The 26,096-nt window shown below is 37.4% G+C and carries 22 protein-coding genes; 2 read left to right on the top strand and 20 right to left on the bottom strand.

All coding sequences use genetic code 11. The features are described from left to right. The first annotated feature begins 2 nt into the window (after positions 1-2). Complete coding sequence (locus I580_RS12205; RefSeq protein ID WP_010770324.1) at positions 3-809, top strand: DUF1129 domain-containing protein; 807 nt, start codon at positions 3-5, stop codon at positions 807-809. Positions 810-869: 60 nt separating this feature from the next. Here I580_RS12205 and I580_RS12210 read toward each other — a convergent pair whose 3' ends face one another. The 6 genes from I580_RS12210 to I580_RS12235 all read right to left on the bottom strand — a co-directional run bounded on the left by I580_RS12210 (position 870) and on the right by I580_RS12235 (position 8,027). Beyond that, positions 870-1,244 (bottom strand): DUF956 family protein, encoded by a 375-nt coding sequence (locus tag I580_RS12210; RefSeq protein ID WP_010770323.1) that lies wholly within the window; start codon positions 1,242-1,244, stop codon positions 870-872. Positions 1,245-1,372: 128 nt separating this feature from the next. Continuing rightward, positions 1,373-2,284, bottom strand: a complete 912-nt coding sequence (locus I580_RS12215) for a PTS system mannose/fructose/sorbose family transporter subunit IID (RefSeq protein ID WP_010770322.1) — start codon at positions 2,282-2,284, stop codon at positions 1,373-1,375. A gap of 23 nt (positions 2,285-2,307) precedes the next feature. After that, a complete protein-coding gene (locus I580_RS12220; protein WP_010762081.1) occupies positions 2,308-3,114 on the bottom strand; it encodes a PTS mannose/fructose/sorbose transporter subunit IIC in 807 nt (268 codons plus the stop codon). Between the two features lie 33 nt (positions 3,115-3,147). Then, the gene (locus tag I580_RS12225; RefSeq protein ID WP_010770321.1) at positions 3,148-4,146 is read right to left on the bottom strand and encodes a mannose/fructose/sorbose PTS transporter subunit IIA; all 999 of its coding nucleotides are present in this window, start codon (positions 4,144-4,146) and stop codon (positions 3,148-3,150) included. Between the two features lie 281 nt (positions 4,147-4,427). Beyond that, complete coding sequence (locus I580_RS12230) at positions 4,428-4,922, bottom strand: mannose/fructose/sorbose PTS transporter subunit IIB (protein ID WP_010770320.1); 495 nt, start codon at positions 4,920-4,922, stop codon at positions 4,428-4,430. A gap of 207 nt (positions 4,923-5,129) precedes the next feature. Then, complete coding sequence (locus I580_RS12235) at positions 5,130-8,027, bottom strand: sigma-54-dependent transcriptional regulator (RefSeq protein ID WP_010770319.1); 2,898 nt, start codon at positions 8,025-8,027, stop codon at positions 5,130-5,132. A gap of 296 nt (positions 8,028-8,323) precedes the next feature. Between I580_RS12235 and I580_RS12240 the strand changes: the two genes are divergently transcribed. Then, positions 8,324-9,955, top strand: a complete 1,632-nt coding sequence (locus tag I580_RS12240) for an ABC-F family ATP-binding cassette domain-containing protein (protein WP_010770318.1) — start codon at positions 8,324-8,326, stop codon at positions 9,953-9,955. A gap of 62 nt (positions 9,956-10,017) precedes the next feature. Here I580_RS12240 and I580_RS12245 read toward each other — a convergent pair whose 3' ends face one another. The 14 genes from I580_RS12245 to I580_RS12310 form a co-directional block, all read right to left on the bottom strand. Continuing rightward, complete coding sequence (locus I580_RS12245; RefSeq protein WP_010770317.1) at positions 10,018-10,695, bottom strand: ImmA/IrrE family metallo-endopeptidase; 678 nt, start codon at positions 10,693-10,695, stop codon at positions 10,018-10,020. A gap of 237 nt (positions 10,696-10,932) precedes the next feature. Next, on the bottom strand, positions 10,933-12,105 hold the full coding sequence (locus I580_RS12250; protein ID WP_010770316.1) for a hypothetical protein: 1,173 nt from the start codon (positions 12,103-12,105) through the stop codon (positions 10,933-10,935). Further along, the gene (locus tag I580_RS12255; protein WP_010770315.1) at positions 12,098-12,574 is read right to left on the bottom strand and encodes a hypothetical protein; all 477 of its coding nucleotides are present in this window, start codon (positions 12,572-12,574) and stop codon (positions 12,098-12,100) included. Before I580_RS12255 ends, I580_RS12250 begins: the two co-directional genes overlap by 8 nt. After that, positions 12,564-12,755 carry a hypothetical protein gene (locus tag I580_RS12260; RefSeq protein WP_010770314.1) on the bottom strand — a complete coding sequence of 64 codons (192 nt, stop codon included), beginning with the start codon at positions 12,753-12,755 and terminating at the stop codon, positions 12,564-12,566. The genes I580_RS12255 and I580_RS12260 overlap by 11 nt, the downstream gene beginning before the upstream one ends. 4 nt (positions 12,756-12,759) lie before the next feature. Continuing rightward, positions 12,760-13,416, bottom strand: coding sequence for a hypothetical protein (locus I580_RS12265; RefSeq protein ID WP_010770313.1), 657 nt, complete (start codon positions 13,414-13,416; stop codon positions 12,760-12,762). Between the two features lie 5 nt (positions 13,417-13,421). Further along, positions 13,422-15,998 carry a phage tail tip lysozyme gene (locus tag I580_RS12270; protein WP_010770312.1) on the bottom strand — a complete coding sequence of 859 codons (2,577 nt, stop codon included), beginning with the start codon at positions 15,996-15,998 and terminating at the stop codon, positions 13,422-13,424. A gap of 4 nt (positions 15,999-16,002) precedes the next feature. Then, entirely contained in the window at positions 16,003-16,788 is a 786-nt protein-coding gene (locus tag I580_RS12275; RefSeq protein ID WP_245558624.1) for a hypothetical protein, read from the bottom strand. After that, positions 16,788-17,369: a hypothetical protein gene (locus I580_RS12280; RefSeq protein WP_010770310.1), complete on the bottom strand. Its 582-nt coding sequence runs from the start codon at positions 17,367-17,369 to the stop codon at positions 16,788-16,790. The genes I580_RS12275 and I580_RS12280 overlap by 1 nt, the downstream gene beginning before the upstream one ends. Before the next feature lie 48 nt (positions 17,370-17,417). Beyond that, positions 17,418-18,338, bottom strand: a complete 921-nt coding sequence (locus I580_RS12285; protein WP_010770309.1) for a hypothetical protein — start codon at positions 18,336-18,338, stop codon at positions 17,418-17,420. Between the two features lie 17 nt (positions 18,339-18,355). After that, positions 18,356-19,273 (bottom strand): hypothetical protein, encoded by a 918-nt coding sequence (locus I580_RS12290; protein ID WP_010770308.1) that lies wholly within the window; start codon positions 19,271-19,273, stop codon positions 18,356-18,358. A 16-nt stretch (positions 19,274-19,289) separates the two neighbouring features. Then, a complete protein-coding gene (locus I580_RS12295) occupies positions 19,290-20,372 on the bottom strand; it encodes a hypothetical protein (protein ID WP_010770307.1) in 1,083 nt (360 codons plus the stop codon). An 80-nt stretch (positions 20,373-20,452) separates the two neighbouring features. Further along, the gene (locus I580_RS12300) at positions 20,453-20,950 is read right to left on the bottom strand and encodes a hypothetical protein (RefSeq protein ID WP_010770306.1); all 498 of its coding nucleotides are present in this window, start codon (positions 20,948-20,950) and stop codon (positions 20,453-20,455) included. Between the two features lie 141 nt (positions 20,951-21,091). Continuing rightward, complete coding sequence (locus I580_RS12305; RefSeq protein ID WP_010770305.1) at positions 21,092-25,591, bottom strand: phage tail tape measure protein; 4,500 nt, start codon at positions 25,589-25,591, stop codon at positions 21,092-21,094. Positions 25,592-25,828: 237 nt separating this feature from the next. Further along, positions 25,829-26,050: a hypothetical protein gene (locus I580_RS12310; RefSeq protein WP_010770304.1), complete on the bottom strand. Its 222-nt coding sequence runs from the start codon at positions 26,048-26,050 to the stop codon at positions 25,829-25,831. Between the last annotated feature and the right edge of the window lie 46 nt (positions 26,051-26,096).

A 26,096-nucleotide genomic window follows, 5' to 3' on the forward strand; every position in this document is an offset into this window, starting at 1 on the left:
ACATGAACACAAAAGAAATTATCAAACAGAATAACGAACTAAGAAAACAGTTGAATCCAGAAAATAAAAAATACTATGAAGAAATCCTGCTTTATATCCGCATGAACGTGAACAAAGATGAACAGCAGACGGAAGAAATTCTCTTAGAAATTTTACAAGATATTCTCGATGCACAAAAAAATAATACTTCAGCACATGAATTTTTCGGGAAAAATCCGAAGGAAATCAGTGATCGAATTTTAGCAGAATTGCCTAATAACTCTGGAACAGATTTAATAAAATTTGTTCTTATGATCTTCATTTTATTATTACAGTTCAATCTATTCACTATCCTTTTGGAGCCTGTAATAGCGATTAGTTTCTTCAAAACAGGTCTTCCTATCTTGTTATCTGTTTCGGCTATTTTATTCATACTCGCCGTAGTAAAATATAGCAGCTTTTCAAAAAAAGCGAGTTATTCTTTTGCCACATTAGCCTTCATTTGTTGGCTTGCTACATTTTTGATCCCAATAATTGATAACAAAATGAACGGCATCGGGAAAACAATAATACTGTCTCATCAAACGTTTGCGCTGGTTCTACTGATTTTATCTGGTATTATTTTAGTCGGATATTCCTTAGAAAAAAGTAGTTTTTTTGAGATTATTCCCACTATAATTCTCGCTATTTTAGAATTTACTGTTCTGATCGGATTAGTAAATCCTGCTACCTTGTCCTTAGGCAGTAAAGCTATTTTCTCAACACTATTGCTACTGCTCATGTTTGTACTCCCTGCTATTCAATTTTATACACAAGAAAAAAAGAATTAGTTCTATCTAAAAAAACAACTGCCGATTCAAAACCTTCTCTGTTTTGAATCAGCAGTTGTTTTATTTTTTCTTACCCATCGATTGAAACGCACGTTTGATTACATCAAAAAATCCTAATGACTGAACCATATGATCTGGCGCAACATATTCCTGCATCTCCCTAAGCACTTTTTTTGGTTGCTTAGACGAAAACGTAAACGTCCCATTTTTCTTTGTTTGGATCGCATAACGAGGAATCCATTTCCCCTTAAACATCACAGAAGCGATCACATAATCAACTTCCTCCCACGGTATTTGAACAAATTTACGACTATCACGAGAATTGTAAAATTCAAAACCTTTGTCGCCGATCATAATTTTTCCATAATCCGTAAGTCCCGTAAAAGCGGTAGCATCTGTTATGAAACCTACTTTCGTATTCAGTGATTGAACCATTTTATCTGCTCCATTTCTTCCGTGATCTATAATCTCTATTATATGTGTTTCCAATCAATTAAGCTATGTAAAGGAAACTTGGGACAAAACCAAATGGCTTTATCCCAAGCATAAAACTCATAGACGTATTATAGTAAACCGATTACGTGACCAAGTACACCGACTACGAATAAGCCAAGAATGATAACGATTGGAGAAACTTTTTTCTTCAATAACCACATACATAAGAATGTAAGTAGTAACGCTGCTAAACCAGGAATCAATTGATCCAAGTTATTTTGCAATGTCGTTACTTTCATTGCTGAAAGTGCCTTGCCTGAGCCAACTTCTTCAAAGGCTTTTTGTAACCCTTCACCATTGATTGGAAGTTTGTCCCACTCAACATACGCACCTTTATCCAATTTAACCGTTGAAACGATTGGTACGAACTTGATGGATACCCACCGCTGTACGAGCGCCGCCAATACAAACATACCGAGGATCGAAGCACCTTTTGTAACATCTTGCAATAAACCGCCTGAAAGGTCTTCTGTGATTTTAGAACCAGCTTTATAACCGAATTCTTGTGTATACCACATGAAGCCCCAACGAATAATATTCCACGCTAAGAAGAAAATGATTGGGCCAAGAATGTTCCCACCAATTGCCAGTGAAGCTCCTAAGGCACCTAACATCGGACGAATCGTAAACCAGAATACTGGATCACCAACACCAGCCAAAGGTCCCATCATCCCAACTTTAACCCCTTGAATCGCTACATCATCAACAGGTGCGCCATTGGCACGTTCTTCTTCCAATGCTAACGTTACACCTAGAATTGGTGAAGCAATGTATGGGTGAGTGTTAAAGAACTCTAAGTGACGTTTTAATGCCGCTGATTGATCTTCTTTTGTTTTGTATAATTTTTTAATTGCTGGGATCATTGAGAAAGCCCAACCACCATTTTGCATACGTTCATAGTTCCAAGAACCCTGAATGAATGTAGAGCGCCATGCAACGGCTAAACGATCTTTTTTGGATAATTCAATTTTTTCTGCCATGTCTTTTCTCTCCTCCTTCAGGATTAATAATCATTTAAGATATCGCCTAGTGGGTCACCAGTATTGCTTCCGCCGCCGCTACCATTTGAAGAACCACCCATTTTAGAAAGGTTCAGGTAGATCAATGCTAAAGCCACACCTAAAGCACCAAGTGCGATCAATGTTAATTGAGAAATTGCCGCTACAACGAATCCGATGATAAAGAATGGCCATACTTCTTTTGTTGCCATCATATTGATTACTAATGCGTAACCAACAGCTACAACCATACCACCACCGATAGCCATACCTTCAGTTAACCATGCTGGCATTGATTCCAATGCTGATTGAACAGTTTCTGCTGGAATGAATAAAAGTGCTGCTGCTGGAATCGCAATACGGATCCCTTGCATACATACTGCTAAAATGTGTAACATTTCGATTTTTCTGATATCGCCTTTTTCAGCCGCCGCATCCATCATGTGAACGATCGGTACAGCGAGTGTACGAACGATCATTGTTAAGAAAAGACCTGCTACTGCAAGTGGTACAGCAATTGCGATTGCTGATGGAACACCTTTAACACCTTGTCCGCCTAATACTAAAATAATTGCTGATGCAACAGATGCTAATGCCGCATCCGGTGCTACTGCGGCTCCGATGTTTGCCCAACCAAGTGCGATCATTTGTAACGTTCCGCCAAGAACGATCCCAGCTTCCAAGTTCCCTGTTACTAAACCGATCAACGTACATGCCACTAACGGTTGATGGAACTGGAATTCATCAAGAATTCCTTCCATACCAGCTAGAAAGGCAACTAAAATTACTAAAATAATTGTTATAATAGACATGATAAGCCTCCTATTTTCATTTGAATTTTTGGATTATTTTGAGTGTGCTTGTGCTAACTCATGTTTTGCTTTTTTAAGGATTTCATCCATATTTGCGCTAGAGTCATTCGGAACTTTACGAACGTCGAATTTAACGCCTAAATCTTCTAATTTCTCAAAAGCTTCAACATCTTCTTGTCCCATTGATAATACTTTACTTACGACTACTTTGCCGACTGAATGTGCCATAGAACCAACGTTTACTTCTTTGATATCTACGCCTGCTTCGACTACTTTTACCACATCTTCTGGGTTTTCAAATAACAATAATGCTTTGGTATTTCCAAAACGTGGATCTTTTGAAATTTCAATCATTTTACTGATTGGGATAACATTTGCTTTAACCCCTGGAGGTGCTGCTTGTTCGATCAGTTTTTTACGAAGATCATCTTTAGAAACAGCATCTGAAACAACGATAATACGATTTGGTAAAACCGATTTTGTCCAAGCAGTTGCTACTTGACCATGTAATAAACGAGAATCAACACGTGCTAAAACGAACTTGATTTTGCCGTCACCGACAACTGTTCCTGCTGGTAATGCACCTTTTGGCTGTGCATCTTCCACAGCAGCTTTCGGTGCTGCTGCTGGTTCTAGTTCTTCTGGTTTGATTCTTACGCCTTCTTTAGCAGTTTCAAGAATGTGGGTCGCAATTTCTTGCGCTGAATTCATTGAGAAGCGTGACGCATATGCTTCGATCAGCATTGGTAAGTTCAAGCCGCTAACGATCGCCCATTTGTCTTTATGTTCTTCAAACAGACTGTTTGCTTGGTTAAACGGTGTGCCTCCCCATAGATCAACTAAAAATAATACTTCGTCTTCTTCATCAAACGTTGCGATTGCCTCTTTCAGCTTTGCTTTTAAATCGTCTGGGCCTTCGCTAGGCATCAATACAACTGCTTGTACTTTTTCCTGTTCGCCAAAAATCATGGAACCGGATTGTAAAATGCCTTGAGCAAATTCCCCATGGCTAGCAATAATAATTCCTACCATAATTTGATACCTCCTATATTTTTTTCAAACTACTTATCACTAAATCAACAACAGATGAAAACTCTGATTAGAAAATATAAAAAATAAAAAATGCGTTACTCAATTTGTGTTTTCAATTACTTCTTGCGATCTGTTAGATGATTTTAGATGATCACTATTACTCAACGATACTACGTCAACATTCGATCGATCGGATCACTCCTTCCAATTTTATGCATTAGTTACGACAATGAACATCGAGTCAGTCCGTCTCACCATTTATATAGAATCCGAAAAAAGATTTATACTAGATGTTCTTTTTTCAGCAATTCCATCAAATCCACTTGGCTATCTGCAACGACTTTGCGGATTTCCAATTTAATCCCTTGATCATGCAGATACTTAAATGCTGCAATATCCTCTTCATTAACCGCAACAGCATTTGTAATCATTCGTTTCCCACTAGTAAAACTCATACCACCGATATTTACGGATTTAAACACTACATCCCCTGCTACTACTCGCTTTACATCTTCTGGATTCGTGAATAACAACATGACTTTTAAACTGTCAAAACGTTCATCTGCAAAAGCCTCGATCATCTTATCAACCGTGATGACATTTACTTTTACACCAGGAGGAGCTGCTTGTACTAACAATGCTTTTCTTAACGTATCATGAGCAACAGCATCGCTAATGACTAAAATTCGGTTTACATTGGTACTTTTAGTCCAAACAGTTGCAACTTGTCCGTGAATCAAACGATCATCGATTCGTACTAAACGGATATCCATCATGTATTGCTCTCCTTCATCTCATTAGTTCACTTACACATTCTTAATACTTTATTAATAAAATACTATGCTCTGACATTAATTGCCAAAATAACGAACAGATTTCTTCCGTCGACTTAATTTAAAGCAAGTTTCGTGCCAAAATTAGTGTATTGTAAATTAAAAAGAAAAACTAAGGGATTATTTAAGAAAATACACAAAAAAGATACACTAAAACAGTGTATCTTCTTTGTGTATCGCCTCTAGTGTATCTTCTGTATTTTGCATTTGATTCAATTGAGTGTTTTTTATCAGCTGAATAATATAATAGATTTCTTCCGTCGGTATTTCTATTTTGAATGTTTGTTTTAAATAGTATGCTGCTTTCAGCACAACTTCATAGCTAGGCGCGGTTGTAACCTGTTGTAATTCTTCTTCAGTCAGCGTTAATGTATCCTGTTGTAACACTCTTTCCAACATCCCTGCCAAGTGCATAACTAAATTGACATAAAAAGAATAATCTAATTCCAAATTTAGTTTGGTTCGGATACTATCTGTAAAATTCCAAAGAGGTTCGATTACTTTTTTAGGATTGATAAAGGTAAAGCTCTCTTCCATGTAATCAATACAGATTTTTTGGGCTGCTGATTCATCCATCTTTTGTGTTTCCACGTAAACGTCACTATCTAGCAATAATTGATTAATCACAGATTCAGCTTCACCAGAGAAAAATGTTTCCATCGGAATAAAAGGTGCAACAATTTTAGGGTCTGTGATTCCTGTTGTTGCAATGACACGATATTCTTCTTGAATCGTTACAAGCTTCTCTTGCATATCAACAATTGACAACGGTAATACTTCCAATTCTAACCCCAATTGAGGTGGCACAGCCGCTTCAATCATTTCTTTCATTCGTTTCGCTGTCCCTTCTCCAGAAGCGCAGATTGCAATGATTACTCGCTTTTTCCAAGGTGTTAATGATTCAAGCTCTCTTTCTTGATAGATTTCCGCATAGCCTTGGAAATTCTTCAATGAATCATATAGAGTGTCCAACTGTGTATCGATCAATGTCGTTTTTCTGGCAGTCTCCAAAACAATGGGTGTCGTGACCATATCCACTGTTCGAACATCGATACCTGTTTGGCGAATGATTTCATCCGAAAAGGTCGCTAGTGAACCCATATCGACTAAAAGAATCACACCGCTGTCTTCATTTACTTCTTTCACCACATTGACGATTTGACGTAATGCTTCTTTCGGTTGCATTTCTAAAGGCATATCTACTGCTCTTAAGTTATCCACATTCAATAGTTGCGATACGACTTGCACCATGCTTGTAGCAGTACTCTGCCCATGTGCTGCCACGACGATCCCGATTCGTCCCGCATCTTTATTTTCTCTTAGTGAAATCAAAAGTACCGCTAAGTAATAGGTTTCAAATTCGGGAATTTTCATTTGATAATTGATTTCGATGATCCGTTTGATCTCTTGAGCTGTCTCAAATTCCACAGGATAATCCAACACCATATTTCTGATATTTTCATTTAATTGGTGCTGACGCTCTTCACCATTTTGGATTCGTTTTAAAAATGAGCTGATGTGCAAACTCATCGCATAAATAAAATTAGATTGAAAATTATAATTTAATTTTTGTTTGGCAAAATGATAGATTTCTTTCGTTACATCAATAATACGCTGATCGACAATTTCAGCTAATTTATTTTCAGTATCAAAAGTAAACCCATGATCTTTATAGAACGATTTTAAATGAACATTGATATCGGTTGTAATAAAATTATTGATAACTTCTTGCTCTAAACCATCAGCCTTTAACAAAGCTGCTTTATCTCCAATGATTTCGTATAAATTATACGGTAACTCATAAGAATCTGACTGTATCGTCACTAAAGGCTCATTCGGTGTTACAATCATCTGTGGTTCTAGGTATTTTGATAGTTCGGCAAGCGCATCACGGTTACTTGCTAGCTGCATCATGCCTTCTTTAATACTATCAGTCAATTCGTCGATCGTGATCACCAGTTCATCTCGGTCAATATGGTTTAAAAAACCCCTAGCTGTCACTAACTGAACATTCGATTTCAACTGACCAACATTTCCATAAGAAACACTGCCAATCAAAGCCTTGACTACATCTTCAGACAAGGATATCTTTCGTTGAATTCGTGAGGCTTCCATTGAGATCATCACTCTAAGTAAATCAATTTTCTCTTTTGCAGGTCGATCAATAAAATTCGGTAGCTGAATGATAATCGGAATTCTACGTACAAACGTATTCAGCAAAGATGAAGTTGGATTTTCAGTCGTAGCACAAATGATTCGCACATCTGCGCGACGGTTTTTAACCGTTTCTCCTAGCCTTGAATAAGTCCCATGATCCATAAAATAAAAAACCATTTCTTGCCCCTCTGGTGGTAAGCGATGAACTTCATCCAAGAATAAAATACTGCCATCTGCCTCGTGAATGATCCCTTCCTTAGCCTTTGTCGCACCAGTGAAGGCACCTTCAGCATACCCAAACAAATGAGACATCAACAGCTCTGGATTGTGGGCATAATCGGCGCAATTAAAGACAACCAGTTTTTTATCTGAGTCAATCACATGATTTAGTAATGCAAACTGGAACATCGCATGAGCAAAATAAGTTTTTCCAGAGCCAGTGGGTCCAGTAATTAAACAGTTCAACCCTTTTGGCGGATAGAGAATTGCAGCTTTGGCTTGTTCAACTGGTGTTCTCATACTTCCTGTAGAGCCGATCATCGCCTTGAAAATATCGTCTCCAGCGAATTTCTTTGTTGGTTTATGTAACTCTTCTGCGGTCGTCGTTTGACCATTTACTAAACTATGTTCACGATAACTCATAACAGGTTTAGAAAGAGGTTGATATTTAAAAATCGCCTTATCGACATACTTGACGGGACGCCCATCTGTTTTCTCTAATAGTCCTTCTCTAACAAGTTGATTCAAGTCTTTACTGGCATTGGTTCTTTGGATATCTAAAGATTCTGAGACGTCCCCTGTCGTTACCCCGCCACCTAAAGAAACATCGCTAGGCGTTAAATTTTCAGTTTGTTCTTTTACATAAAGGTAGATTCGTTCGATACGCTTCATTATCATATCTCCTTTCAATTTAAAAGCTGAACAAGCTCATAAAGATAGACAACAACAAAAACTAGCTTAATAAACGATACACTAATTTTATGTGTATCATACAGTGTATCGTTTTAAAAGTACACTGATAACCTTTTTATTAGAATGTTTCACATGAAACACTTTGCTTTAAGTCGCTTCATTTTAGTAAAAACTATAAGGTATTTCTGAAAAAGTCTGAAATTCCTTGAAAAATATGGGTTTCCTCGCTATAATGCAGAGAGGTTTAACTATTCTATATGAAGTGAGGAAAACAATTGATTACTGTAAATGATGTAAGTTTGCTCTTTTCAGACCGCAAACTTTTTGATGATGTAAATATTAAGTTCACACCTGGTAACTGTTATGGTTTGATCGGTGCAAATGGTGCTGGTAAATCAACGTTTCTTAAAATTTTATCTGGTGAAATCCAACCAACAACTGGATCGATCACATTAGGCCCAGATGAACGTATGGCAACGTTGAAACAAAATCATTTTGATTTTGAAGATAATACTGTTCTGGAAACAGTTATCATGGGTCACAAACGCTTATACGAAGTAATGAAAGAAAAAGATGCAATCTACATGAAGGAAGATTTTACGGATGAGGACGGCATCAAAGCCGCCGAACTTGAAGGTGAGTTTGCGGAGTTGGATGGTTGGGAAGCTGAACCTGAAGCAGCTGTTTTACTGCAAGGCTTGAACATTCCTGAAAGTTTGCATGACCAAAAAATGAGTGAATTAACTGCTGGTCAAAAAGTGAAAGTATTGCTTGCGCAATCTCTATTTGGTAAACCTGATGTTTTACTACTAGATGAGCCGACCAACGGTTTGGATACTCGTTCAATCAATTGGTTAGAAGAATTCTTGATCAACTTTGAAAACACGGTTATCGTGGTTTCCCATGACCGCCATTTCTTAAATAAGGTATGTACGCATATGGCTGATCTTGATTTCGGTAAGATCAAATTATATGTTGGTAACTATGATTTTTGGTTAGAATCAAGCCAATTAGCAGCCAAACTACAATCAAATGCCAATGCAAAAAAAGAAGAGCAAATCAAAGAGTTACAAGACTTTATCGCTCGATTTAGTGCGAACGCATCGAAATCGAAACAAGCGACTTCTCGTAAAAAAATGCTTGATAAAATTACCTTGGATGATATTCAACCATCATCACGTCGTTACCCATTTGTTGGGTTTACTCCTGAAAGAGAAATCGGAAATGATCTACTTCACGTAGAAAATGTTTCCGTTACGATTGATGGTAAAAAGATTTTAGACAATATTTCTTTCTCTTTAAATAACGTTGATAAAGTAGCCTTCATTGCAGATAATGATATCGTTACAACTACTTTATTCAAAGTGATTATGGGTGAAATCACGCCTGATACAGGTAGTGTACGTTGGGGTGTTACAACCACTCAAGCTTACCTACCAAAAGATAACAGTAAGGACTTTGATACTGACTTAACGATTTTAGATTGGTTACGTCAGTTTGCAAGTAAAGAAGAAGATGATAATACGTTCTTACGTGGATTCTTAGGAAGAATGTTATTCTCTGGAGAAGACGTACTGAAATCAGTAAACGTGCTTTCAGGGGGCGAAAAAGTTCGTGTAATGTTATCTAAATTGATGTTATCTAAATCAAATGTACTTGTTTTAGATGATCCAACCAATCACTTGGATCTAGAATCGATCACAGCTTTGAATGATGGCTTAATGGCCTTTACTGGTGCGATTTTATTTGCCTCACATGACCACCAATTTATTCAAACATTAGCAAATCGTATCATCGCGGTTTCGGATAAAGGTGTAGTTGACCGTGCCGATACAACTTATGACGAATTCTTGGAAAATAAAGACGTTCAAAAACAATTGGACGAACTATTTTCTGGTGATTATTAATTTTTAATGCCTATAAAGAGGATCGAATAAAGTCGTATCCTCTTTATGGCTTTTTTGTTATTTTAACGAACTTGAATGAAACGTTTCGGCCTTTTCATTTGATACTCTAATGCAGTAGCAATTTGAGCTGCAGTTTCCCTTCCTTTACTATGGAATGCATAAAAAATAACATTCGTATAGTCTTTAGCAGATTGAAATGAAAACCCTAAATTGCCCTGCATTATTTGAATCAAACGGACAGCGAGCATTTCCTCAGACAGTCCAAAAGTAGTAGCTATGCGAGAACTATTCCAGCCTTTTTTTAATACGTAACATAACACACTATCCGGAATTAGAATCACAGATGCTCCTATATTCGCTTGAAATTCAAGTAGTTCCTGATGATAACTATGTTGCATATTCTTTGTTGTATCAAAAAAAATTTGATTTTGCTCATCCTTGTGAAACAAATAGTGAATGAGCTCATGACTTATTGCGAAATTTTTACTTGGTTCATCTAGCTCTTGATTGAATCCAATGGTGGTTTCCAACTGATCTTGAATGAACAGTCCAGCAATTCGCTCACTCGCGATATCCTTAAATTGAAATCCTCTGATTGTCACACCTTGAGACTCTATCAGCTTCCACACATGAGAATAATGATACTGCTCACAACTTATCCCATTATCTGTCATAATCGTTGTAATATAATCATTTACTTTCACTGAAAAATCAATATATTCGTTCAAACATTTGAACATCTACCATCCCCACCTTTTTTTCACTTTGTGCTTTATGAATTGCACATTCTTATGTTTATGCATCCCTTTTTGTAAATCAATCGTAATCTATTTGTAATGTTTCTGTAATCAGACCTAAGACCTATTTTTTATTTCTTGTTCTGATCTATTCATTTGCAAATTCAGACTAAGCTTTCAGTATCAAGGGTTCTTGTTCCTTATACGAGCACTAACATTTATTTATCTTTCTCTCTAGTTTTATACTGCTACATAAGTTAAATTGATGAAATGTGTGTTTCCTACGCGAAAATTATACGCTGAACCAATCCCAACATCCGATGTATTAACCAACATGATGTCTCCATTTTTCTCAATGATAATTGCGGTATTGGCATAAATTGCGGTACTAAGATTTTCTGTAACCATGTTTACAGCCATTCTAGATCTTGGAAATAGCTCTGGATTCGCTATATTTCCGATTTTGAACTTATCATTTCTTGAAAATGCGAAAGCCTTGATGCTAGTCAAATTCACACTAAAAAAAACTGTCTTTCCTTGCTTAATAACGTTGCTATCTTCAACCTTGAAATAATCCGTTTCATTGAATGTCACTGTATTGGTTTGATCATCATATTCAAATGAGTCGCCAGCTTCAGTTCTCAGCAACTTAAATAACGGCAATAAATCTAGTGTATAAAATAATTCATCAATGCCTTCTTTTGTATAGTAAAATTGAACCTTTGTTTGTGTGTCATTAGTCCTATCAAAAATCAGTGTTCCTTCAATACTTGTTTCACGCTTCTCCAAAGGAATTTCTGCATCATTGAACATCACTTTATAATTTTGTACATCGTCTTTGACGGCTATGTTAAATGTAAGCTGGTCGTCTCCCAAACGTTCAACGTTATAATACACATTAGGGTAGGTAAAATTTTTGACCCACTTGCCTTCTTTTCGAGCATACATATGACCATCTAGTGGTGCTTCTGGAAATACTGATGATAGTACACCGTCGTCACTGATCGTGATGGTCTTGCCATCAGGTTTTACAATTCCCGCTGTTTCATTCGTTGCAATCGTGACTTCGGGAATTTCAATTTTATCCTTGACTAGGTTTATAACTTTTTCAGTATTTAAGTTGGCTGTGACACTATAGGTTCCACTGCCGCTTACTTCTAAGTAGTTATCTGTATTATTGATTTGCGTAGGACGAGAATCTCCGCTGTCTCCTCCATTATTAATTGGTGTAAATCGTTTTCCATCATGCGTCAGTACCCATAATGAGTCATCTGGTAAAATATAGGCATGATCACGATTTGGTTGTTTGATTTCTGATAAATTATTTACAGGAACTTCCCAGTCTCCAAAGTCACAAAACTCTGGCACTGACGGTTGTTTTTCATTATCGTTACAAATTTTTGGTTTAACCATTTTTTTCTCCTCCTTTGATAATGTCTGCAAAGCAAGCAGCACATTCTGTTACTTCCACACCTAGAAATTGTGTTAAGGTTTTGATAAATCGTTTATTTTTAGCTAAGGCAGCTGATAATAATGCTTCATCATGATTACTTGCTTGCCAAGCTTCAAATGCTGTCATCATTGCGATAGCTAAATGTTTTACAGTACACCATTTTTCTTTATCACCACGACTTCCATATAATTCAAAAAGATAAAGCATATCTGCTCGTCTTAATTCAGCCAAAGCAGTAACTTCTTCTTTGATCTCAGTGATTTTTTGTAGATGTGAATCCAGCTCTATTTCTAAATCGATCAAGCCATTTTCTAATTCTGAAACTCTTTTTTCCAATAACGTTTTGGCATGCATCTCAGCACTTGCAATTTGAACAAAACTCCTGATTAGATCTTCTGCGATACCATCTGTTGAATGTTTATTTTCCATATCCATCACCTTTTTTCTGATATTTTGCGATTTCTTTTAACATAAGATGTTTACTTTTTTGCTGTTCATACATAATCGAATCACTTTCGACTTTAAAAAGACTGATCACTGTTTGATAATCCTTGGGATGCTGTTGTAAATGATTCTTCATTTTTTGCGCTTGTTGTTCATATTTATTCATTCCCTCACCTATTCACATGGGAATATTTCAAATAGTTCACTAATGTTGCATTGAAAACCCCAGTTCCTTTCAGTTCTACTTTTTTATAGCCTGGTGTCAAAATCGCTCCTCTTTGCCAAGTCGGCATAAATCCAACAGCCTTCAGCAAATCATAGTTAGACAATCCTTTTACTGGAAATACACCTTCTCCATCGATCCAGTCCCCATTGTATTGGGCTTTCAAGTACGGAGTAACATCGATTCCTTCTATCCAAACTTCAAAATCAGATACGCTACTAGTGAATAACGATACACCTGCACTTAGCGGATGATTATGAGGTAGGGTCGTGTGTTTATGAGGATTTGGACTAATTGTGTTTTGATTTACAGTTAAGCCTGTCTCATTGACTTGAACAGTTGTTGAACCTGTTGCACCATCTGCACCGATCGGCATAGCAAACGGTTGTACAATGATTTTAAATTCAAAGCGCTCATAATAAATCAAATCCGGACTAACAGAGATATAAAAAGTGGCAGGATGATTAGTATCACCCTGCCTTGTAAACTCCATCCCATAAATGTCGACTACTTGATTTCTTCGCTGAAGTTGCCCTTGCTTGCTTTCGCTCGTTCGATCAGCAATTCGTTCAGCCATTTTGTTTAAAGCTGAGTCATACGTCATTTTCACTACTGACCACTCTCCCTGTCTACTTTTAAGAATTTTTCTAAGACAACACTATTCGTTTCTACACCGTTTTGATCAATGGTATAGTTCATACTAGTAATATAAAACCAATCATCCATTTTTAGGATTTTTTTCATATAATTTGAACAGTCCTCAACCATCAGTACTTGATTGTCATAAAGCAAGCGAACTTTGTCCCCTACATTGATTTCTTCTGGCAGCTCTTCTACTGTCAATTCGATTTGGTAAGTACGCCTAGACTGTTTCAATTTCTTCACTGCCGCATCATAAGCTGTTTTAGCCGCTTTCGCTCGGTCTTCATCTGTAATCGTTTCTTCATTCGTATTAAACGGTGCTAAATCGTTGAATGAAAAGGCACCTTCAATCACTTTTGCCGATTCTAAGGCAATACTTTCTGTATCGATCACCGAATATTCGATGTTACCATTTGGAGCCAACTTTGAAAACTGAATATAATCATAGCCTCGCTCATTGTTGATTCCTTTTCTCAAAATCACCACTGGAAATTTAGGATCTTGGCTTGCTTTATCTTCATATAATTCTCTCAGACTCATACTCGACATTCCAGAATCTGATTTTTCCCCATAAACTGTAGCAATATTCATAACATGATCAAAACTATGAACAATTGTCGGTTCTGCGATGATGCGAACATTGTGCTTGCTGCTCGGTTTTGTAGAAAAAATATAAGATTTCTTTTCACCGAAAAAACCAATTTCTAGTGCACGCCCAAAATGAAATCCAACACGCCAAAAAAGGTCTGGCGTCAACTCACATGTTTTCGTCAAACCTTCTAATTTATTTTGTCGACTGTAAACATAATCAATCACACGCATCGCTGAATCTTGTCTATAATTCACATTCCAGCCAGGATAACGGAAATCCAACGTACTATAAATATCATTAACCGTTCGATTTTTAGCAGCTAAATTGGTCGAAATTTGTCGGTACTCCCATTCGGAAATCACATGAGCCAAATCGATAGATAACGTTTCATTTTCTTTGTCCAATGTATAACCTGTCACGATTCCATGAAATACTTTTTTATTGATGTATAACTTGATTTCCTCACGACCATTAATCCATTCAGTATATTCTATCGGCAACACGATTTGAGTTGTCGGTACATACATCAATTCATTGCTCCAACTAAGTGTATTAAGGACTTTAGTACCACGTTTGATGACTTTGCCACCCTCTATTATTTCAAAAAAGAATTTAGTATTGCTTTTAGCGTAAGGATCAATTTCAACATCAAATGCTTGTTCAAAGATGATAATCTGATCAAAAATCAATTCATCTGTAGCTGTTCCATTTGTACGGATTCCTTTGATATAAACCGCTGTTCCATTCGGCACTTTAAGCTTGGCCTCAAAACCAGATTTTTCAACACCGATAACTTTTGGATAGGCTTCTTTAATATCAGGACGGTCAATCGGCGCAGCTTTGAAACGCCCTAATTCTTGATCCGTTTCAGCATTGATAAACGCGATATATTCTTCTCCTTTATCTGAGCTAAAATGCCAACCTGAAGCATGGATCTCTCCTTCTTTGATCCCTAAAAAATCCAATGATCCTACATTAGTCATTGTTTCGAACGTCTCAAAATCGCCTAAATCAGATGGTAACTGATTTAAAAAGCTTGACCAACGTTTCGCTGCATCCACTCTTCTTTGGAAATGCTCTGTCCCAGCTCGTTCAAAATTTTTAAGAAAAGCCAGTGTCGCTTGTTCAACATCTGTAGCATTTTTAAATCCTTCTACAGATTTAGGCTCAACAACACCGATCCACTGACCATTAAACATACACCAATCAATCAGGCGAGTTTGGACTTCCACACTGGTATAGTTTCCGTTAATACCTGCATGAGCCAATAAACGCTGAACATATTCTCGACCACTAGATGTTGGGCTGCCCACCAATGGGTAAGAAGAACCATCCCATTGAACGAGCCCATAAGCTGGACCACCATGGGTTTGATCCGTATCTGGATTCATTGATCCACCTGTTTCAACATCGATATTTCCCAACAAACCAGCGATTGAAATCATATTATAGCCAGATTTATTTAACAGTTGGGCAATTGACCAAGCTCTCCGTTCTTCTTCTGACGTTATTTCTGGTGCAGGTGACGCGCTGCTAGATCCTTTGGGGTTACGATAAAAAGTAGTTGGCGGATTACCAATATAACTAAGTCTAGATGCATGATTGTCGATTGAAATTCCATTTGCAAAAGAATTACAGTGAATAATAGAGGTGTTATCCACGAATATTCCTGCGTGACCCTCATCACCCCCAGAAGCACCTCTTACGCCCCATATAAAAACATCTCCCCGCTGTGGATTACTTACTTGTTGCCAGCCAACGCCTTCAAGATGTCCAAATAGAGTATCTGTATTTCCCATCGTGCCGACAGTAAATACACCAGCCGCAATCAATGCATAATAAACAGCTGAACTACAATCATAACTATTTGGACCTAATCTAGCTCCTTGACTGTAGGATACTGTTCCCTTGCGTTGATCCATCCAATTAATTGCTGTTTCAATGCTTGACATAAAATCACCTCCCTATTTTACTTTGCGCTTTCCATATTCCACCGTTGCGAATTTGATTGGCACTTTTATTTGGTTTACCGTCATCACTAACTAACGTTTTTGGAACATCGACCCATTTGCCTGATTTGCGAATCTGCCAAAAGCCACCTTTATTATCTAATGATTTCCATGTACCTTTTTTTCTAATCGCCATTGGGCGGTAATCATCAATGATATCCGCAAATCTGATGTAACTATAGGCAAGAGGAAACGTATCATCCCCATATATTGTTATTTTTAGCCAAGTGATATCAGTAGCATCAAAGGTATTCTTCGTTACCTCGTTGTACCAAGTTCCTCCAGAGCTATTTTGAGAATGTGCATTATTCCAGCCCGTCATTGCATATAACGGTTGCGTGCCGTAATATCTTTTTTTGAGCGTCTCCGTAAATGCATGTGTATAAGATGCACTCGCTGGATTTTCTGTCTGTGCTGATGTTTTAGCAACGATCAATTGCCAGTCATACTCTGTTGCTAAATTACCTGCATAAACATAGGGCGTATAGTTCCCTGTTGTCGCTCTAGTTCCGTAAGCTACCAACGAAAGACGTAATCTATATAGATTACCACTAACATTTTCAGCCGTAACACCTTCCCCGTACCCACTTGCTTTAGGAAACCCTGGTGGATTTCCTGGCATCGCTTGAAACTGTGCTGCTGTGGGTGCCCCAGCGATATAAACGTCTCCTGGAACGCCCGGATCGTGTCCCCAGCTTCCTCGAATCGGAGCATAATTTTTTTCAGCCATCATTATTCACCTTCTCTTAATTCGGCTTTTAGTTCTTCTTTCAATTCAGCTTTCAGCTGTTTCAACAATGCTGCATTGATTCCGCCAGCCAAATCATTTTCTGTTGATTTATTATTTGTTCTAATATAATGCGCACCATCAGGAGAACCACCAAATAAATTGATATTCCCTCCAGCAATCCCTTTACCATGAATAAATCCACCTTCAAGGCCGCCTTCCCAAACACCGATTTCTTTTAATTTTTCGATGATTTTCAATAATGCATCTAACATTTTTTCAATCAAATCCCACTGTCCACAATCAGAACAAATCAAAGCTTTATTCATCAATCGTTGGTTATTTAAAAAATTCTGAATAAAGTCTTTAATATCACACATATCAACTGCAGAAAGTTCTTCTCCTAAATAGCCTAATAAACAATCGTTCATGTTATTTAAATCTTGGCAGTTATTGTGTAATACGGGTAATTTTGGATTCAATCCTGTGTTTTTCTGTAGGCTTTTACACTCTTTTTCTCTAATCCCATGTAAAACGAATTCTGGGCTAGTTGCTTTTAACTCGTCACACGCTTGGCAATCTGTCATTTTCTTTCATCCTCTCTTTTCTTTTTTCTCCTCCATAACACCAAGTCTCTAAACATATGGTGAAACGGGTGCTTTATTTTTATTGGCAAACTGAATTTTTACATTCGCACGATCATCCAGTGGACTTGTTACGCTATCGTTAAAGACTTCAAGAAATTGAATCCAGCCGCTGTCGCTTCCAGGTGGAAGGACACCTTTCATCCCAATATTGATTGTTTGGTTGATTGCCCAAGTCTTATCTTCTGTCGTGTTATGTTTCACCTGAAATATGCGAGCTTCTTGATCGCTTTTAACATATAGATTGATCACAAACTCATTCACACCACTGACATGTTCCGACTTATATGTACAGTTATTCACTGTTACACTTCGAATTTGCCATTTTGCAGTTAAACCACTTTCTTGTCCCATCCCGAAATTGACTTTTCCCGTCACACGGCCTCGACCTAGTCTTGTGGTGTAGGAACTATTTAACCAATCCGTCCAGTTAAAAACAAAATTTCCTGTACTTCTATCGATCGCAACACTCATTTCTGGTGTAGAATAGTCGATCGTATAAGTAGCATTTACTTCCCAATTTTGAGCAGCTAACGCATCTAACGCTGCCTCGACTTTTGCCATTTTTGCCCATAATTTATTGATCGAATCTTCCAATTCATGAATTTTGAGCCATTGCCCACAATCACTACAAACCATTGCTTTATTCATCAATTGTAGGTTTGTCATTAATTGATCCATAAATTCTTTCCAATCACATACACTCTGATCTGCTAAAGTAGCTTTTAAAGCCCCAAGCAGACAGTCGTTAAGATCGTTTAAATCCTCACAGTTGGTGTGAAGAACATCTAGATCAGGATTTAACCCCGTATCTTTCTTCAGGCTATTGCATTCTTTTTCTGTAATACCATTTATGATAAAATTCGCTGCATAGTCTTTTAAATTGTCACATGCTGTACAATAATCAGCCATTCTTTTCATCTCCTTTTCTACATATAAGGTGGAACAGATGTCAGATTTTTATTGGAAAATCTAACTTGCCCATCCACAATACTGCTTAACACTTTTCCTTGATCTTTAAAGGTAAAAATTTGTAACCAACCACTATTTTGGCCAGAGCCTAAAACCCCTTTTAAATTGATGGGAATCGTTTTATTGATCTTGTCGGTGAAACTTTTCATGCTATCGTGAGGACGCTCATATTCCAGCGTTCCTCCTGAAATGGTTGGTACATAAAACTTAATAATAAATTCTAAACTTCTAACCTTCAACGATTGGTACGTCACAGTATCCAAGGTCACACTTCTAACTTGCCATTTCGCATTCATCCCATTTTCTTGAGTCATCCCAAAGTTGATTCTTCCTGTAAGTTTTCCTCGCCCCATTGGATTGGTGATAACAGAACCATTCATATCCCAATCAGTCCAATTAAATTCAAAATATCCCGAGCGATCAATGTGAATCTTTAATTCCGGTACTTCAGATTGCACTACACGGCGCACATCGACCGCCCATTTTTGGGCAGCTAAGGCATCTAAAGCTGCTTCGACTTTCGCCATTTTTGCCCATAATTTATTGATGGAATCTTCAATTTCATGAAGTTTTGCCCATTGACCGCATTCACAACAGATCTGAGCTTTTTGAATCGTGTATAGATTGTTCGTTAGTTCTTTCATGTACTCTTTCCAGTCACATACATCATATGCCGGCAGTTTATCTTGAAGCGAGCTTAGTAAACAATCCAACATATCATTAAGGTCTTCGCAATTTTTATGCAATTCTTTCAAATCTGGGTTTAAGCCCGTATCTTTTTGCAGGCTTTTACATTCTTTATCTGTGATGCCATTCTTCACAAAGTTCGGTGCGTATTCCTTTAGAGCGCCGCACGCTGTACAATACTCAGACATTTATTTCCCTCCTTTTTTAAATTGTTAATCTGTCGACTTTGACATACACGCAAGTCATTTCGCAACAGTTATTGGTTTCTACAATGATGCCATTTGTTCCATGATGGACAGTGAAACCAAATGTATTGCCAATTGGTATGACAAGCTGATTGATGTTGATCGCCTTTTCTGAACAGCACTTATCTTCTAAATAATAAATCTCACCGTTAGCCGTCAATGTCAGCTTGCCGTTATATTCACCTAAAATCTGCATCTTGTTGCCATTTAAGGTAATGACTGGATCTTTCATTGCTCCAATCATGGTGATCGTGACCTTATCACTGTCCAGGATCGTGTCACTATAAAACTGCCCTGCAATAATGTCTTTACACGGCTCTGCCTTACAGATTTTATGTCCTAGCATTTTCTCTTCAGACCAAATATTTTTCCCTGCCTCGCAGTTATAAATGATTTGATAGGTATCACCACATTGGCTATAAAAAGCGCTAGCAACTTCTTTTTTCAGTTCACAAAGTGAATTTTCACCAGTTAGAAATTCACATTCACAGACACATTTTGGACAGGATTCATGTTTTGTTTGACTGCAAGAAATACAACACTCTTGACACTCGTCGACTTCCTGAAAATCTAAACATTCCATAAAATTACAAGCTACATATGGTTTTAGGAAAACTTTTTTTGTATCTGCTTTATGCCAAATCCCTTCGTATAATACAAAGTCGATATCAATATTGACAACATGTCGTTCTGTTGAATAGGATTCACTGAAATCTTTGATGAAGGCATTCGTCCATAATAGCTGTTCGCCTTCAATAGCCCATAATTTTCCTGCTTTGACAATATTCATGAAGACATAGTCTTTATAAAATTGCTTTTGATCACAACTCAATTTTCTTGTGTCGAGTTTTAGCGTCATACTTAGTGATTGCTCCATGGAAAACTGCTGCTTGGCTTTAAAATTGGCGTAGCTTCCATGACCGAAGCTATATTCTGTTGTGCCTGTTTTGAAGCCGCCGCTAAGATCTGCTGATTGCAGCATTTCGTAATTATCGATTACGAGGTCGTTGAATTGGATGTATTTTCTGTTTAAAATTGTCATGGTTTACTCCTTTCTTTGGTTTGATTAGGTATATAAAAAAGAACAAGAGCTTTATTTAGCTCTTGTTCTTTTTTATTATTTTATTTATTTTTTTGATAGTACCATTGAGCAAAATCAACTATATCTTTATCTGAGTAATCTAAGCTTTTAAGGACTTCGGCTAAAGCATTAATATCGGTATTTGAATATGATGACTCTACTAACCTTCCTTTGCTCACATCATAGTGCAATGTCTCTTTTTTCTCACCGTCTACATTCCCTTTAAGAACAAGAGATGATTCAAGAACTTCATTGGTTTTATTACTAATTACAAAATCTAGCTCAAAATAATCATAGTCTATACCTTTCTCTCTAGTAAACGATAGAATCTCACTGTATTGGTTAATTTCTACAGCTTTTTCTTCTAAATCTTCCTGTATTTCTTTCATCTTTTTATCTTTTTTAACCGATGTATTTTCCGTAGTTTGTTCTACTGATGATGAAGTTGCTAATTTTTCTTCATTATTTTTACTAGAATTACATCCTATAGCAGTTAGTGATACTCCTACTAATAACAATACTAACACTAATCTCTTCATTATTTTCCTCCTAATGTAAAAAATACAAATCTATTTTAACATATATTATTCACTAGGGTAAACACATTTCTATACATCCAAGATATCAAAATATTTTTCACTAAATCATTAATTTTGCAATATAACATTCTTTTGGTTTCTTTATCTCAGATACCTGCTTGCTCGTTTCATAATATAATCAGCATTTCCACCAACTACATTTTGTGTTACTCTATTAGCATTATTTGTTGTATGGTTAACATTATTGACAACAGTTGAAACAGCCGGAATAAGCATTGACTGAGTATTAAATCTACCTGTCAATGCGCTAAATGCTCCACGAACATCAAGATTGTTTACTTTATTCATAAAATCCAGTCCAAAGGTACTAACAGCAGCTCTACGCTGAACGAATTCACCCGGTGTTAGCATGGCTGGTACAGTATCGGTACCTTTCTTTTTGAAAATACCGGCTAAACCACCAGAAGCTAAATAATCAGGGACTAACCCTCCTTTCGCTGGATAAATTGGTGTTATTAAACTCTTGTTTTTATTAGTTGCTCCTACTTTTACATATAGTCCCTCAACTGCGCCTTTAAAGCCTTCGACTAAAGAATTCCCCATTCTTGTGCCGATACTTCCAAAAGTTGTCATAATCACAGAATCTGCCATATTCATTCCATCAACTACGGATTTAATCTCACTTGGTATACTTCGTATTGATTCAATAAGCCCCTTAGTTAGATTTTCAGTATATTTGGTACCAATGTCAGTAAACTTCTGATAGTAGCCTTCAAGAGTTGTGATAAGAGCTGAAAAGTCATCAGCGATAGTTTTAGTTGGATTCTTAGCTTTATATTCTGCCATAATATTCGTTGCAAATCCATTACCAAACTCTGTGAATTTTGGTAGTAATCCATTTAATGTATCAGCTAATTCTGTAAAAGCATCCGCACTGCTGGTGATTTTTTCTGCATTTGCAACAGCATCTTTATCCGTAACAAATTCCTGAATCTTCTGTAAACAAGCTTTTACTGCTCCTATTTTTAATCCAAATTCCTCTGCATTTAATTGCGGAACATTCTGGATTAGATTTATCAATTCCGAAACTTTTTCTATTCTTTTCTTAGCTTCTGCTATCCTTGACATAAGGCTATCTCCATTTGATGATGTTGCTTCATCTGTAGGCGGAGAAGTTGGCTCTGTCTGAGTATCAATTTTTAACTTAGTATCTGCTAATGATAATAATCCATTATCGCTATTAGTAGCTGGAACATTATCAGTTTGAGCAGTATCTTCTAGCTTGAAACTATCAACTATCTTAACAGCCTTCACAATCTCATCCATTGTATCTTGAAACTGCTTTGTACTATTCGAATCAAATTTAAACCTCAAAGCTTCCTCAAGCTGTGCACCCATTAAATTGAGTTGAGTTAATTTACCTACTGCTTTCGTGATAACTGATTCTTTTTCATCCCATGCTTCAAAAACTTCTGGATTACCATTTTCATCTGTAGGTGAAAAATCGGTAAGCAATACCTTCCGAATCGTATCTTGCATGAGTTTTACTCTGTCTTCGAATGTTGCAAAACTTCCTTCATCAAACTCAAATTTCAGAGCAGCTTTAAGCTTAGCCCCTAGTTCATTTAATTTCCCCAACTTATCAATTGCTTGTTGGATATCTCTTTCCATCGCCCAGGTCCAGTCAGGCATGTTGCTTCTGGTTCCATTTTCATCTCTAGGTGTAAAGTCGGTACTTAGGATTTCCTTGATTGCTTCTTTGATTCCTTTAATGGTCTCTTTCAGTTTAGTAACATCATTCGCATCAAATGTAAATCCCATAGCTGTTTTCAAATGTCCAATCAATTTGCTTAGATACTCAGCCTTTTCAACTGTTGCTTTTAGAGTATCAACATCCAACTTCATATTGAGATCAATTTTTTCAAAACCTTTTATAATATCCTGAACGTTCTGTAGCTTACTTATAACATCACTAAAATTTAATTCCGTTTTTTGGATTTTATCAAGCTGTTCCATGATTCCAACCAAGTGAGTTACATAGTTTTTAGCGTCTTCTGCAACACCGTCATCGATATTATCACCTTTGAAGGCTCGTTTTACATCATCGAACCAACCTTTTGTTTTGGTAAAATATTCAAATGTTTTTTGAATCTCTTCGATTCTGTCTTTTAATCCTTCTGGATCTTTTATCTCAGTTTCTTCAAGCTTTTCGATGGCTTTAGCTACATCAGCTAAATTCCCCACAGCTTTTGCCGCATCTTCTCCGATTTTCGTATCTGTTTTTCCTCCACTGAAAAACTGACCAATTTCTTTAAAGAAGCCTACTCCTTTTTTCAAGTATTCGAAGACGCTTTGAATTTCATTGATTTTCGATTCTATATTCGCAGGAATAGTAATATCCTCAAACTTTTGAAGTTCTTTTCCCACTTTTGCTAATTGGATAATTCCCTCAGCTACAACTGCAGTATTTAGAGCTCCTACAGCATTCTTGAATAAATCTAGCACACCACCTAGATTAGCTGCAGTGAAATAACCGATTGCTGTCGTAACAGATTCTATTTTTCCTTTGATGCTTGAGGTATCATCTGGTACTTTCTGCTCTAACTGATAGAGTGCTTCTGAAACATGCATCAATTCTTCTGCTACTAGAAAGACTGTTGCTAATCCTGCTCCAGCAATCAATGCACCAACACCTGATGATACCAAGGCACCGACAACTCCAACTAGAACACTCATGCCCCCGATTGCTATACCGATATTGGCTAGTTTGGCCGCAACATTGGCAATGTCATCTGGTACTTTTTCGTCGATTTGTTTCATGGCTTCGGCTGCTTTTGTTAGGAGACTTATGATTCCTCCGATAGATTCCAATCCAGCCATAGCAATATCTGGTTTTTTTTCTGCTAACAAGCCTACGACACCTACAAGAAGACCCATACCTCCGATTGCAGCGCCCATAGCTAGAAGTTTTCCACCTAAACTACCAAAATCACCTGGCACTTTGGCAGCAATTTGTCCCATTGCTTCTGCTGTTTCACCTAGTAGGCTACTAAGATCACGAATCATTTTAAATCCGGCTTTTGCTTCTTTAGGATGATCCTTCGCTAATTTTCCTGCTATCGCTACTAGGACACCCATTCCGCCTATCGCGATTCCCATGCTTCCTAAGCGAGAACCCATTTCTCCAAAATCGGATGGCACTTTTGTCGCAATTTGACTCATCGTTTCAGCTGCTTCTTCTAATAATTTTCCAATTTCTCGAATCATTTGGAAGCCTTTTTTCGCTTCTTTTGGATTGTCTTTCGCTAATTTTCCTGCTATTGCTATTAATAGACCCATTCCACCTATTGCGATCCCCATACTTCCTAAACGAGAACCCATTTCGCCGAAATCTGATGGCACTTTTGCGACAATTTGACTCATCGTTTCAGCTGCTTCTTCTAATAATTTACCGATTTCTCGAATCATCTGGAAGCCTTTTTTCGCTTCTTTTGGGTTATCCTGTGCTAGCTTTCCAGCGATGGCGATTAAAATGCCCATCCCACCTATTGCAATACCCATACTTCCTAGGCGAGAGCCCATTTCGCCGAAATCTGATGGCACTTTTGTGGCGATTTGACTCATCGTTTCGGCTGCTTCTTCTAATAATTTGCCGATTTCTCGAATCATTTGGAAGCCTTTTTTCGCTTCTTTGGGATTACCTTGGGCTAATTTTCCTGCTATTCCTACTAATACGCCCATTCCTACTATGGCGATCCCCATACTTCCTAATCTTGAGCCCATTTCTCCAAGATCTGCTGGGACTTTGGCAGCGATTTGACTCATCGTTTCGGCCGCTTCTTCTAATAATTTGCCGATTTCTCGAATCATTTGGAAACCTTTTTTCGCTTCTTTGGGGTTATCTTGCGCTAGCTTTCCTGCTATCCCTACTAATACACCCATTCCTACTATGGCGATCCCCATGTTTCCTAAGCGAGCACCCATCGAGCCTAAATCTGATGGCACTTTTGCGGCGATTTGGCTCATCGTCTCCGCTGCTTCTTCTAATAGCTTACCAATGTCTCGAATCGTCTTAAAACCTGTTTTCGCTACTTTGGCATCACCACTTGCTAATTTTCCAGCTATCGCTACTAATGCGCCCATTCCTACTATGGCGATTCCCATATTTCCTAAGCGGGAACCCATCGAGCCTAAATCTGATGGCACTTTTGCGGCGATCTGACTCATGGTCTCAGCCGATTCTCCTAATAATTTTCCGATGTCACGAATCGTTTTAAAACCCGTTTGAGCTTTTTTTCCATCGCCACTTGCTAATGTGCCAGCTATAACTGCTAAAGTCCCCATACCTACTATAGCGATGCCCATATTCCCTAATTTTGGCCCAATTTTGCTTAAATCTGATGGCACTTTATCGTTGACTTCTTTGAGCGCTGTTGCTCCTGATTCTATGGAATTAGCTGCATCTTCTATAAAGCTGAATCCTTTAAACTCACTTAGACTTTTTTCAAGTTTTTTAACACTTGATTGAACTTTACTTTTCTCTATTTTTAATTGTTTGATTTTACTGTCTATTTTAGAAAGCTGCTTTGCGATTTCTTCAGAGTTGGATTTCATATCTATTGATATTTTTTCTATTGCCACTCTGCCGCCTCCTTTCTTATTTTTGAAATATTTCTGTTTATAATGATGGTAAAAAAAGGTATAAGCAATTGCCCATACCTTTAAAATAGTAGTTACCTTTTCTTTCGATACTACCATCTTACAACAGAAATTTAGCCGAAAAATTCGGATATCGTTCATACCTGATCGATGCTTTTTTAGAGTAGTAAACAAAAAAAGAGACTCTGTCTGAGTCTCTGATGTTTTTGTAAAAACCAATTAATCCGCCAAATCATCATTCGTATAAAACAAGACCGCATACTCTTTTGGCTTTTTAACTTTTCGTTTCGTCTCATTACCAAGTGATTTCCATTCCAGAAAATTACTGTAACTTTCTTCATTCGCATATTGCCCGTAAGCCACCAATAATTCAGCAACGCCCCAACCATCTAAAATAAGATTCGGACGCTGCTTTAATACTTTCGCTACATAATGCGCCATATACGTATAAATATTTAGATTTGCAAAAAATGTTTCTGATTCTTTT

Source organism: Enterococcus caccae ATCC BAA-1240 (assembly GCF_000407145.1).
In the GTDB taxonomy this organism is placed as follows: domain Bacteria; phylum Bacillota; class Bacilli; order Lactobacillales; family Enterococcaceae; genus Enterococcus_L; species Enterococcus_L caccae.

Coding starts and splice junctions, on each gene's coding strand:
- I580_RS12205 (WP_010770324.1), top strand. CDS start 3: ATGAACACAAAAGAAATTATCAAACAGAATAACGAACTAAGAAAACAG.
- I580_RS12210 (WP_010770323.1), bottom strand. CDS start 1,244: ATGGTTCAATCACTGAATACGAAAGTAGGTTTCATAACAGATGCTACC.
- I580_RS12215 (WP_010770322.1), bottom strand. CDS start 2,284: ATGGCAGAAAAAATTGAATTATCCAAAAAAGATCGTTTAGCCGTTGCA.
- I580_RS12220 (WP_010762081.1), bottom strand. CDS start 3,114: ATGTCTATTATAACAATTATTTTAGTAATTTTAGTTGCCTTTCTAGCT.
- I580_RS12225 (WP_010770321.1), bottom strand. CDS start 4,146: ATGGTAGGAATTATTATTGCTAGCCATGGGGAATTTGCTCAAGGCATT.
- I580_RS12230 (WP_010770320.1), bottom strand. CDS start 4,922: ATGATGGATATCCGTTTAGTACGAATCGATGATCGTTTGATTCACGGA.
- I580_RS12235 (WP_010770319.1), bottom strand. CDS start 8,027: ATGAAGCGTATCGAACGAATCTACCTTTATGTAAAAGAACAAACTGAA.
- I580_RS12245 (WP_010770317.1), bottom strand. CDS start 10,695: ATGTTCAAATGTTTGAACGAATATATTGATTTTTCAGTGAAAGTAAAT.
- I580_RS12250 (WP_010770316.1), bottom strand. CDS start 12,105: ATGGTTAAACCAAAAATTTGTAACGATAATGAAAAACAACCGTCAGTG.
- I580_RS12255 (WP_010770315.1), bottom strand. CDS start 12,574: ATGGAAAATAAACATTCAACAGATGGTATCGCAGAAGATCTAATCAGG.
- I580_RS12260 (WP_010770314.1), bottom strand. CDS start 12,755: ATGAATAAATATGAACAACAAGCGCAAAAAATGAAGAATCATTTACAA.
- I580_RS12265 (WP_010770313.1), bottom strand. CDS start 13,416: ATGACGTATGACTCAGCTTTAAACAAAATGGCTGAACGAATTGCTGAT.
- I580_RS12270 (WP_010770312.1), bottom strand. CDS start 15,998: ATGTCAAGCATTGAAACAGCAATTAATTGGATGGATCAACGCAAGGGA.
- I580_RS12275 (WP_245558624.1), bottom strand. CDS start 16,788: ATGATGGCTGAAAAAAATTATGCTCCGATTCGAGGAAGCTGGGGACAC.
- I580_RS12280 (WP_010770310.1), bottom strand. CDS start 17,369: ATGACAGATTGCCAAGCGTGTGACGAGTTAAAAGCAACTAGCCCAGAA.
- I580_RS12285 (WP_010770309.1), bottom strand. CDS start 18,338: ATGGCTGATTATTGTACAGCATGTGACAATTTAAAAGACTATGCAGCG.
- I580_RS12290 (WP_010770308.1), bottom strand. CDS start 19,273: ATGTCTGAGTATTGTACAGCGTGCGGCGCTCTAAAGGAATACGCACCG.
- I580_RS12295 (WP_010770307.1), bottom strand. CDS start 20,372: ATGACAATTTTAAACAGAAAATACATCCAATTCAACGACCTCGTAATC.
- I580_RS12300 (WP_010770306.1), bottom strand. CDS start 20,950: ATGAAGAGATTAGTGTTAGTATTGTTATTAGTAGGAGTATCACTAACT.
- I580_RS12310 (WP_010770304.1), bottom strand. CDS start 26,050: ATGGCGCATTATGTAGCGAAAGTATTAAAGCAGCGTCCGAATCTTATT.